This is a genomic window from Litorivivens sp., from assembly GCF_057445395.1.
In genome coordinates this window covers 43578-53338 of record NZ_JBVBUV010000022.1, presented here as the reverse complement: position 1 = coordinate 53338, position 9761 = coordinate 43578, and the positions used below count along the sequence as shown (strand labels likewise).

13 protein-coding genes are annotated in these 9761 nt (G+C 54.0%); all 13 read right to left on the bottom strand.

The window, feature by feature from the left end; all coding sequences use genetic code 11:
• Positions 1–483: FHIPEP family type III secretion protein (locus AC222A_RS08790; protein WP_486774859.1), on the bottom strand; the 483-nt coding region annotated here is incomplete at its 3' end.
• A gap of 57 nt (positions 484–540) precedes the next feature.
• A complete protein-coding gene (gene flhB, locus AC222A_RS08785; protein ID WP_372748061.1) occupies positions 541–1677 on the bottom strand; it encodes a flagellar biosynthesis protein FlhB in 1137 nt (378 codons plus the stop codon).
• A complete protein-coding gene (gene fliR / locus AC222A_RS08780) occupies positions 1670–2455 on the bottom strand; it encodes a flagellar biosynthetic protein FliR (protein ID WP_372748062.1) in 786 nt (261 codons plus the stop codon). Before fliR ends, flhB begins: the two co-directional genes overlap by 8 nt.
• Before the next feature lie 2 nt (positions 2456–2457).
• Positions 2458–2727: a flagellar biosynthesis protein FliQ gene (gene fliQ, locus AC222A_RS08775; RefSeq protein WP_372748063.1), complete on the bottom strand. Its 270-nt coding sequence runs from the start codon at positions 2725–2727 to the stop codon at positions 2458–2460.
• A gap of 7 nt (positions 2728–2734) precedes the next feature.
• Entirely contained in the window at positions 2735–3472 is a 738-nt protein-coding gene (fliP, locus tag AC222A_RS08770) for a flagellar type III secretion system pore protein FliP (protein ID WP_372748064.1), read from the bottom strand.
• Positions 3469–3996, bottom strand: coding sequence for a FliO/MopB family protein (locus AC222A_RS08765; RefSeq protein WP_372758243.1), 528 nt, complete (start codon positions 3994–3996; stop codon positions 3469–3471). Before AC222A_RS08765 ends, fliP begins: the two co-directional genes overlap by 4 nt.
• Complete coding sequence (fliN, locus tag AC222A_RS08760; protein ID WP_372758244.1) at positions 3996–4328, bottom strand: flagellar motor switch protein FliN; 333 nt, start codon at positions 4326–4328, stop codon at positions 3996–3998. The genes AC222A_RS08765 and fliN overlap by 1 nt, the downstream gene beginning before the upstream one ends.
• Positions 4329–4341: 13 nt before the next feature.
• Entirely contained in the window at positions 4342–5322 is a 981-nt protein-coding gene (locus AC222A_RS08755) for a flagellar motor switch protein FliM (RefSeq protein ID WP_372748067.1), read from the bottom strand.
• Between the two features lie 20 nt (positions 5323–5342).
• Positions 5343–5813, bottom strand: a complete 471-nt coding sequence (locus tag AC222A_RS08750; RefSeq protein WP_372764021.1) for a flagellar basal body-associated FliL family protein — start codon at positions 5811–5813, stop codon at positions 5343–5345.
• Between the two features lie 144 nt (positions 5814–5957).
• Positions 5958–7166, bottom strand: coding sequence for a flagellar hook-length control protein FliK (locus tag AC222A_RS08745; RefSeq protein ID WP_372758245.1), 1209 nt, complete (start codon positions 7164–7166; stop codon positions 5958–5960).
• Positions 7167–7256: 90 nt separating this feature from the next.
• Complete coding sequence (gene fliJ / locus AC222A_RS08740) at positions 7257–7730, bottom strand: flagellar export protein FliJ (RefSeq protein WP_372748070.1); 474 nt, start codon at positions 7728–7730, stop codon at positions 7257–7259.
• Positions 7727–9085, bottom strand: a complete 1359-nt coding sequence (fliI, locus tag AC222A_RS08735; protein ID WP_486774858.1) for a flagellar protein export ATPase FliI — start codon at positions 9083–9085, stop codon at positions 7727–7729. The genes fliJ and fliI overlap by 4 nt, the downstream gene beginning before the upstream one ends.
• Complete coding sequence (locus AC222A_RS08730; RefSeq protein WP_372748072.1) at positions 9082–9747, bottom strand: FliH/SctL family protein; 666 nt, start codon at positions 9745–9747, stop codon at positions 9082–9084. The genes fliI and AC222A_RS08730 overlap by 4 nt, the downstream gene beginning before the upstream one ends.
• Positions 9748–9761 lie beyond the last annotated feature (14 nt).

Genomic DNA, 9761 nt, shown 5'->3' with positions numbered 1-9761 from the left:
GGCGGTAAGCAGGCCCGCGTTCAAATCCGAGTCGATCGCCATCTGTTTGCCGGGCATGGCGTCAAGGGTAAATCGCGCGGTCACTTCCGATACCCGGCCTGCGCCTTTTGTAACCACCACAAAGTTGATGATGACCAGGATGATGAACACCACGATACCAACAGCGTAGTTGCCGCCGATAACAAAGTCGCCGAATGATTCGATAACGCGTCCAGCTGCACCGGGGCCAGTGTGGCCTTCCAGTAACACCACGCGCGTGGATGCTACGTTCAGCGCCAGTCGCAGTAGCGTACCGAGCAGTAACACCGTGGGAAAAATACTAAAATCGATGGGTCGGTCAACGTAGATTACCGCCAGCAATATCACCAGCGAGAGTGTGATATTGAAGGTGAAAAACAGATCCAGCGCAAAGGGTGGCAGCGGCAGAACCAGCATGCCGAACAAGGCCATCAGCATCAGCAGCACGCCCAAACCGCGCTCCATAAAACCTTCGAGCCAAACCGGCATTTTGTTGCTCAGGGTAGCCATAGTCGCTGTCCTTTATTCGGCGCGCGGGTGTAACCCACGCAAAAATTCGTCGTCGACTGCCGGTTCCGGCTGCACGGGGTATTCGCCGCCGATCGCCTGGTAGTCGCGTAATTGGTATACATAAGCCAGAATCTGGGCCACCGCGAGATAAAGACCGCCTGGGATTTCACGACCAATATCTGTAGTTGCATATACCGCCCGCGCCAGGCGCGGCGATTCCACAATAGGCACATCGTTTTCACCCGCGACCTCCCGTATCTTGGCCGCTATCAGGTCAGCACCTTTGGCCAGTACGATCGGGGCACCGCCGCGTACCTCGTCATATTTCAGGGCAACCGAGTAGTGTGTAGGGTTGGTTATAACCACATCGGCGGTGGGCACATCGGCCATCATTCGTCGTCGCGCAGCGGCCTGCTGCATTTCCCGCAGCTTGCTTTTTACTTCTGGGCGGCCGTCGGTTTCCTTCATCTCATCGCGAACTTCCTGCTTGGTCATCCGCAGTTCTTTCTGGTGATTCCACTTCTGAAATGGCACGTCGATACAGGCAATGATAATGAGCGGCAAACTGGTAATCAGAAAAAACCAGCCGAGAATGCCCAGTGCATCGCGAATTGCCTTATCGGGGGCCTGCATGATCAGACCTATGATTTGATCTTGCATCATCATCACGCCCAAGACGGCGGCGGCACCCACCAGCAGGAGCTTGCCGATAGATTTGAACAGCTCAACCAAGCTTTTCAGTGAAAAAAGCCGGCCAAGCCCTTTCACCGGGTCAATGCGTTCAGGTTTAAACGCAAGCGAAAAGGTCCAGCCGCCGAGGGCTACATTGGCCACTGCCGAAGCCACAAAAACCACAGCCATCAGCGGAATGCAAAGCATAAGCGCCTCTACCAGCATGTTAAAAAACAGGCCCGGAAGTTGCGCGGGATCAGAGATCGTCAGGTAATCTTCACTAAAGGATTGCGAGAACAACCTAAGTGTACCCTCCCCCAGGCCCTGGCTGGCAAAGGCCATCATGCAGGCTCCTGCCAACGTTACCAGGGTGGTGGACAATTCCTTCGAGCGGGGAACCTGCCCTTTACTTTTGGCATCGTTGCGCTTTTTCTGGGTGGGTTCTTCTGTACGTTCCTGACCACTGTCTTCAGCCACGCTGACCTCCCGCCAGCAAGGCATTCGCAGTTTCGAAAGCAGGTTCGATGAGGGTTTCAAGTGCCGGCACAAACAATGGCATCAATTGCTGCAGAACCACATACCCCACCAGAATCGCAATGGGAAAGCCGACCGCGAACAAGTTAAGCGTGGGAGCGGCACGGCTGATAACACCGACACCTATCTGCACGACCAGTAGTGCAATCACTGCAGGCAGCGCGATACGGATGGCGCCACTGAATATCTCTGCGCTCCATTGAATGATAATCCCGATGGTCTCGGGGCCGAAGGCCGTGAGGCCGGCTGGCCAGATATGAAAGCTGTTAGCTACTAGTTTTAAAAACTCAAGGTGACCGCCCATAGCCAGAAAAATCAGCAGGGTAATTAGCAGGAAATACTGGCTGAGTATGGGTACTGAATTGCCGCGCTGGGGATCAACCATCATGGCAAAGCCTAACCCCATGCCCATGGAAATTGTTTGTCCGGCGAAAACAATGGCTTCAAAAACCAGCTGAATCAGAAACCCCAAACAGATGCCGATCAGAATTTCGTTTGCGGCCAGTAGCACCGCTTCAAAGCCCAGCGCGTTGATCGGCTGGGGTGTGGGCAGTACCGGCGCAACAACCAGCGCGGTCATCAATGCCAAGCCGACACGCACGCGTACCGGCACGTAAGATGAGCCAAACAGCGGCGCCGCCATCATTGCGCCGGTAATGCGAAGAAACGGCAACCAGACTGATGCAATCCAGGCGCCGATCTGGGCTTCATCAAGGATCATGATTAGCCAACCATGGCGGGTATGGATTCGAAGATGCGCAGCGTAAAATCCATTGCCAGACGCAACATCCAGGGCCCCGCAATACCCAATGCGATAACAAAAACGACAAGCTTGGGGATAAAACTCAGCGTCATATCCTGAATTTGCGTGGCAGCCTGGAACATGCCGATCAGAATGCCGGCGGCCAGTGCCGATAGCAGTAGCGGTGCTGCAAGCAGTACCGAAATGGTCATGGCCTGCCGACCCAAATCAACAACGGTTTCCGGTGTCATGGTTACCTCAGGTAGTAAAACTTGCCGCTAATGAGCCCATCAACAGCACCCAGCCATCAACCAGTACAAACAGCATGATTTTAAATGGCAGCGATACCAGCATGGGCGAAAGCATCATCATGCCAAGCGACATCAGAATGCTGGCCACGACCAGATCAATCACAACAAAGGGAATAAAAAGCAGAAACCCGATTTGAAACGCCGTTTTCAACTCACTGGTCAGGAACGACGCCATCAAGACAAAAAACGGCACGTCCTCAGGTGACTCCAGGCTGTTAATTCCGGCGATACCCGCGAACATCGCGATATCTGCCTCACGTGTTTGGGCAAGCATAAAATCACGGAACGGCGAAAACCCTACAGAAATGGCCTCGGTAAAGGGCATGTCCCCCGCGAGATAAGGGGTCAAGGCCTGTGTGTTCACAGTTTGTAGTACCGGAAACATGATAAACAGCGTAAGAAACAGCGCGATACTGAGTAGCACCTGATTTGAGGGAGCGGACCCGGTGCCCAGAGCCTGACGCAGAATCGCCAGGACAATGATGATGCGTGTAAACGCGGTCATACCCAGCAGCATCGCGGGCAGTAGCGTCAGCACAGTCATCAACGCCAGTAGCTGGATAGACAAAGTATATTCAGACGCGCCGCCAGCGCCGGTTTCCACGGTGATCGCGGGCAATCCAGCCTGCTGTGCGAAAACGGGTAACGGCACAAGTAAAGCCAGCATCAACAACGAGCGCATCATCGCTTGCCTCCCCTGCCCGTCGTTAGCTGGCTCAGGTAGTCGGCAAAACCGGTACCGACTTGAGCATTCTCAATATCCGGGGGAGCGTCACCTTGCCAGCTGTGAAGCGTGCGCAGGTTGTTGCCCGCATAGCCCACCAGAATATTTTCATCACCAACTCTGAGTAGCAAAATCTTTTCTTTTACACCCAACGATAGCTGAGAGGTCACAGCTATTTTCTGAGTTGATACACCGATTACGCCACGGCCGCGACGCAGTACCCACGCGCAGGCGAAAAGTACCGCCAATACCACCAAGAGGCTGAAAATCACACTGAACGCATTGCCATAAGACAGGGGTTCCAGCGGCACTTTCTCGACAGACTCGGCGACCAAGACGCTGGAGTCAGCGGCTTCCGCAAGCACTGTACTGCAGTGCAGCGCAAGGCTGGCGGCTATTAGTCGCGCTTTGTGTGTTGTCGGAAAGGATATGGCATTAGCTGGCATCAGCAGATTCTCGTCTAACAAACGATAGTTTCGGGCCATCAGTTCAGGCGTCGTACACGTTCTTCCGGGCTGACCACTTCGGTAAGCTTGACGCCAAATTTTTCTTTCACCACGACAATCTCGCCACGCGCCACAAGCGTACCGTTAACCAGGACATCCAGCGGTTCGCCAGCCATTCGGTTAAGATCCACAACGGAACCCTGATTCAATTGCAGCAGTTCGCGTATGCTTAACTCCGCCCTGCCCAGTTCAATCGACAGCGCTACGTTTACGTCCAGCAGCATGTCCAGGTTGATTTCGCCGCCTCCGGCTGCCGGTGATGCGGTGAGCTCTTCCATCGCGGCTGCTTCTGTAGGTGTGTTGTCGCTCATGGAGCCATCCTCACTACTTGATTCGTTGCATGGGACTGCGCAGAGTCTCAAGAATCTGCGCGGCCAGTTGTCCGTCGTGCACCCCAAATTGCGCCCGCATCAGTCGGATACCGCCAATTTTGAGCTCAATATTTTTCGGGTCGTTAATGGCGATTACGTCGCCGGTCTTCAGTTGCAGGGCATTTTTCAGTTTGATCTTCTGCTCGGCGACCACGGCAACCAGCTCTACTTTGGCGTCTTCCAGACCGTCGACGAAATTAGCGCTCCAGTTGGGGTCCGATGGCAGGGCCTGCTGATTGGCCGTAATTTTCAATTGCTCGCGAATAGGCTCTAGACCTTTCCACGGCACCAACAGCCAGATGCCACCTTCGCTGGAATCAAAGGTCACCGCAAAACGGGTGGCTATCAGCGTTTCATTGTCGTCAAGAACATCAACGTGTTTTGGATCAGATTCCCGCCCGATGACCGTTGGCGCAATATCCAGAAAGTTGTGCCAGGCCGGCGCCAACTCTGCGATAAGGTCTTCCACAAATAGCTGGCTAAGTTGAACTTCGGTGGCGGAAAATTTTTCGGTGGTTCGCGACTTGCGCAGGCTGCTACCACCGCCGAAATAGCGGTTGACGATGTCAAACACCAGATCGGATTCAATCGCCAGTAGCATAGGCATGGCAATGGGCGCCGCATTCAGTACGGTCAGGCTACAGGGTGTTGCTAGGCGTGGTGCGAGCTCGGCGAGATCAGTAACAATCATTTCGTCGACTTTAACTTCACAGCTATTCGAGGCTAACTGCCCCGTCTTGTCGCGAATCGCTTCAGCGTAGGCCTCTTGAACTTCACGCAAGGGTTCCATCAAGCGCTGCAAGGCGTAGTGGTGTCGGTTAAAGTTATAACGTGTACCGAAGCCGATGTCGGTACTGGTTTGTGTGTCGAGTTCACCCGTCTCAAGCCCTCCCATGAGGGCATCGATTTCTTCCTGGTCCAATACACCTGCCATCTCGCTGTCTCCCTGCTCGGCTACTGGATCACAAACTTGGTGAAATACACCGCTTCTATTGCATCCTTTTTCGCGGCTTCTTCGTTCAACACTTTGTTGATCGCCATTTTGGCGTTGGTCTGGATGGTAGATTTGCCGTCGGGTTGGCGCAGATCGTCAACGGTCAGAGAGCCCAGCTGGAAAATCAGGTCATTGCGAATACGTGTGTTGTGAGTTTCCAGAAGCTCCGCAACACTCTCATCACGGGTCATCACTTCCAGCTGTACTTGCAGAAAACGCATCTTGCCACTGCCTTGCAGGTTAACGACCAGCGACGGATCTATGGATAGATATAGAGGGGGCTTTTTTGATTTCGGAGCAACGGCGCTCTCTTCTGTTACAGAATCGGTGCCTGTTGCTGGCATGGTGCTGAGAAACATAAACCAGGTACCAGCGACCGACGCCAGAATAAGCACTGTCTGCGCAGCGGCGATGATAAGAATATTCTTCATGCTCGAGTAAGCTCCTGCCAGGCAGGGGTTTCCTGCCAAAAATCGGACAATACTCGAACTAAAGCAAAGCTTGTGCCAGCATTTAACTCATTGTTTTTTAAGAATTAATATCGAACGGTTTGACGGGTGACAGTTTTTTGGCGGTTAGGCGTAGGCGTCGATAGAAGCGTCGCCACGGCTTACAACAACGACTTCAGCTTCTTCAGCCATCTCCTCGGCATCATCTGCCATACTCGCCCCTAGCTTACGCTGGGAGTGTTCCTGCTGCGCAGATTTGGCAGAGTTGTTATCTGCAAATAGCGGTGACGAGCTCATTTTAACATCGTCAAGTTTCAGCCCCTGTTGCTCTAGCGACTGTTGTAATTTGGGCAGCATGGATTCTATCAGATCGCCTGTGTCGCTTTGCTGAGCGTGAATCTCAATCTGTGCAGCTGCATTGGAGATGGATACGCGAATTTCCACTGCGCCCAACTCTAGGGGTTTGAGTTGCAAAGTCGCCTGCTGGTTATCCTGTCGGCTCAGCCAGATGATTTTCTCGCCCAGACTATCAACCAGAGGTTCCCCTGAGTGCAAAACCGGTGCACCGGGTTGTACCGAGGTCGTAGCCGTTAGCGGCGTTGCCGAGGGTTGCGGAAGTATTCCATTGAGAGGTAATGGGTCCGAGCTTGTTGCAGATACCGAGGTTAGCGCCTCGGTGCGCTCGCGCCGCAGATCAAAACGCTGGATTGGCGATGTTGGCAGCTCGACGTGCACCGCTGGTGTTTCAGCCAGCGCTCTGCTCGCCTGTGCCAGCGGCGTATTGGTGAACTCCATTGTTTGTGTATGACGTCGCGACACCTCACTGGCAGCTACGTGAGCTTTGTTATCAGATGATGCCGGTGTGTTCAGTGCGGCTTCCGTGACGTCCCCCGAGCGTATTGGTCCTGTACGGAACGCCTGATTCTTCGTGGCAGCCGCGAGCGTATCTCGGGAGTGTTCGCTCGCTGAACCCACTCCGGCTTCACTGTCGACCGCCTCTGTCACTACGCCACGGCTAGGTGCATTTGTTAGCGGAGCCGCAGCGGAAAGATTTTGCCGCTGCAACGGAAGCTCATTGCCGCCAGCTTTGGAGATCATGGCTTTCGGCAGTGGAGTGAGCAAGTTAATGGCCGACGTATCCGTTGTGCCGTCGAGCTGGGTATTCAATTCATCAGCGGCGTCTTCGCCAGTGTTTTTGTTATTCGCGGCGCCTGAAAGAACTTTAGCAAAATCAGTCGATTGTGTAGCCTTATTAATCTTTTCCGCAACTAGCGCTGAGGAAGGCATCAGCGACGCGGCGAGATCACCAAGGGGTAAAGACTGACCGTTATCCATAGTGTTAACGAGATCCTGAGGGCTAACAAACGCTAAAGAGCGGCGATTACCGCGCTACCTGATAGATTATTTGCAAGGCGTGTGCCAGCGTTAGCAGATTTCTTCGTGGCGCTGTCTGAGTTGCCAGCTGTGCCTCAGCACGTTCAGTTCATCACTCTGCTTTTGCTCAAGAATCTGGGCAGCACGGTGTTCCTGGTGGCGATACTCTCCGGCCAGACGGCCCAACGAATGGGTTTTCTGGCGCTTGCTGAGCCAGTGATCCCGCGCGGTGTCCAATTGAGCATCACACTGCTCGACAATGGATTGCTGTATCGCGATCACATCGTTTAGTTTCGCCAGAAAAGCACGGTTGTCCTGCAACTGACGCAGATCGAGTAGATCCTGACCGCCGCTGGCATCCAGATTACTGCGTTGTTGGTACTCGGCGCGGTAGTCACGCAATTCCTGTAGTTTCTGTCGCGCTTGAGTTGCATTCTGCTGAACCCGTAAAAAGGCATCTGTAGCCTTCTTTTCTTCGCGCTCGGCGATCCCGAGAACCGGTTGAATGCGTGCAGACTTTTTCATGCAGTGCTACCTATTGAAAATAATTCGTCAAGACTGGCGTCAAAGGACACAGACTCGTTCACATCCTGTTGCAGAAACCGGTTTATTTTCGGCCACAGTCTTACCGCTTCGTCGAGACGGGCATCGCTCCCTTTCTGGTAAGCGCCAATCGTAATAAGATCTCGATTCTGCAGATAAAGACCATATTTCTGCCGAAGAAATCGCACCATTTCCAAGTGAGTCTTGTCGGCAACCTCGTTCATCACTCGACTGACAGACTGCTCGATATCTATCGCGGGAAAATGTCCCGCTTCCGCGAGTTTGCGTGACAGCACAATATGCCCGTCTAAAATGGCTCTGGCCGAATCGACAATCGGGTCATTTTGATCATCACCTTCGGCCAAGACCGTATAAAAGGCCGTAATTGACCCGCCGCCAGCGGCGCCATTGCCTGCGCGTTCAACCAGTTGTGGCAATTTGGCAAACACTGAGGGTGGATAACCCTTGGTGGCGGGAGGTTCTCCCACAGCCAAAGATATTTCACGCTGAGCCTGCGCAAATCTTGTCAGAGAATCCATAAGAAGCAATACGTTCTTTCCCTGATCCCGGAAGTATTCAGCGACAGATGTGGCTAACCAGGCACCGCGCAAACGCATCAGTGGCGGGTGATCCGCGGGGGTTGCTATGACCACCGCCCGCGACATCCCGTCTTGGCCAAGAATGGAATCAACGAACTCTTTTACCTCCCGACCGCGCTCACCAATGAGTCCAACGACAATCACATCGGCATTGGTAAATTTTGTCATCATGCCAAGTAACACGCTCTTGCCTACACCACTTCCTGCAAACAAGCCAATTCGCTGCCCACGCCCGACAGTTAACATGGCATTTATGGCGCGAACGCCGACATCGAGCGGTTCTCGGATGGGGTTGCGTTGCAATGGATTGATCGGGGTGGCCAGAAGCGAGCGGCTTTCAGTGGTCGCAATCGGGCCAAGACCATCGAGAGGCCGTCCGCCCGCGTCGATAATCCGGCCCTGCAACGCGTCTCCCACTTCCAATTGGGAACCGCAGCGACTGGGAACCACGCGGGCATTTGGCATGACACCGCGCAATTCCCCGGTGGGCATTAGTAGCGTACGCTCTCCGGCGAAACCGACAACCTCGGTTTCAAGCCAGCCGCCATCGGCAGTTTCGACCTGACAGTAGCCGCCGATAGGCGCTGAACACCCCTCGGCCTCCAGGGTGATGCCCACCACGCGTTTTAACTGGCCTTCTACCTGAGCGCGCTGTGGCGCCTGTGCGACGGTATCCAGTGCGGCTAGCTTGCGGGCCCAGCGTTGGTTTCGGGTCAAGGCAACAGGTGTTGTAGTCACAGTGATTCGTCACCCTTATCCGGTGGGGAAATACCGTCAGAATGGAGCGCATGTTCGTCAAAAAGCTGGTCTACGAGCTTGCCCAGACGACTTTCCAGACGCTCGTCGATTCGCGAACTGCCCGCGGTCATCACACAGCCACCGGTGGTAATCGAGGGGTCTTCGAGCAAGGTTACCCCTGTGCCAGCAATACCCTCTTCCGCCAGAAGCTGACAATCTTTGGGGTTGAGGCGCAGCGTGACAGGCTCACGCTGACCAGATAGCTGTTCCAGACCGTCGTGGACGATGGGTAGTATATGTGTCGGGTTAAGACTGAGTTCAGCGCGGCACAGTTGTTTTCCAATTGAGAGCGCCAGAGCACCAAGCTGGTGTTCCACATGTTCGTCGATATCGTTCAAGGGTGCCGCAAAAGCGTTGAGCATCTGCTGTAATCGGGCGATCTCCTCGTCAAAGGATTTACGCCCTTCTTCACGCCCGAGGCTGTACCCTTCCTGCCGCGCCTGTTCAACTAATGCCAGTATCTGATCTTCACTGGGCATATTGTCATCAGGCGTCGGAGTGGACTGAGCCATTTCCGGTGGCATCCAACCCTGAGCCTCTTGCTCGTTAAGCAATCTAAGGGTGAAAGCGTCTTCATTTAAATCTGGTTGCGCATCTGTCATTGCGGCATCCGTTT

Excerpts from the sequence above, each read along its gene's own strand:
- fliR (WP_372748062.1), bottom strand. The coding sequence starts at position 2,455 with ATGATCCTTGATGAAGCCCAGATCGGCGCCTGGATTGCATCAGTCTGG.
- fliQ (WP_372748063.1), bottom strand. The coding sequence starts at position 2,727 with ATGACACCGGAAACCGTTGTTGATTTGGGTCGGCAGGCCATGACCATT.
- fliP (WP_372748064.1), bottom strand. The coding sequence starts at position 3,472 with ATGATGCGCTCGTTGTTGATGCTGGCTTTACTTGTGCCGTTACCCGTT.
- AC222A_RS08765 (WP_372758243.1), bottom strand. The coding sequence starts at position 3,996 with ATGGCCCGAAACTATCGTTTGTTAGACGAGAATCTGCTGATGCCAGCT.
- fliN (WP_372758244.1), bottom strand. The coding sequence starts at position 4,328 with ATGAGCGACAACACACCTACAGAAGCAGCCGCGATGGAAGAGCTCACC.
- AC222A_RS08755 (WP_372748067.1), bottom strand. The coding sequence starts at position 5,322 with ATGGCAGGTGTATTGGACCAGGAAGAAATCGATGCCCTCATGGGAGGG.
- AC222A_RS08750 (WP_372764021.1), bottom strand. The coding sequence starts at position 5,813 with ATGAAGAATATTCTTATCATCGCCGCTGCGCAGACAGTGCTTATTCTG.
- AC222A_RS08745 (WP_372758245.1), bottom strand. The coding sequence starts at position 7,166 with ATGGATAACGGTCAGTCTTTACCCCTTGGTGATCTCGCCGCGTCGCTG.
- fliJ (WP_372748070.1), bottom strand. The coding sequence starts at position 7,730 with ATGAAAAAGTCTGCACGCATTCAACCGGTTCTCGGGATCGCCGAGCGC.
- AC222A_RS08730 (WP_372748072.1), bottom strand. The coding sequence starts at position 9,747 with ATGACAGATGCGCAACCAGATTTAAATGAAGACGCTTTCACCCTTAGA.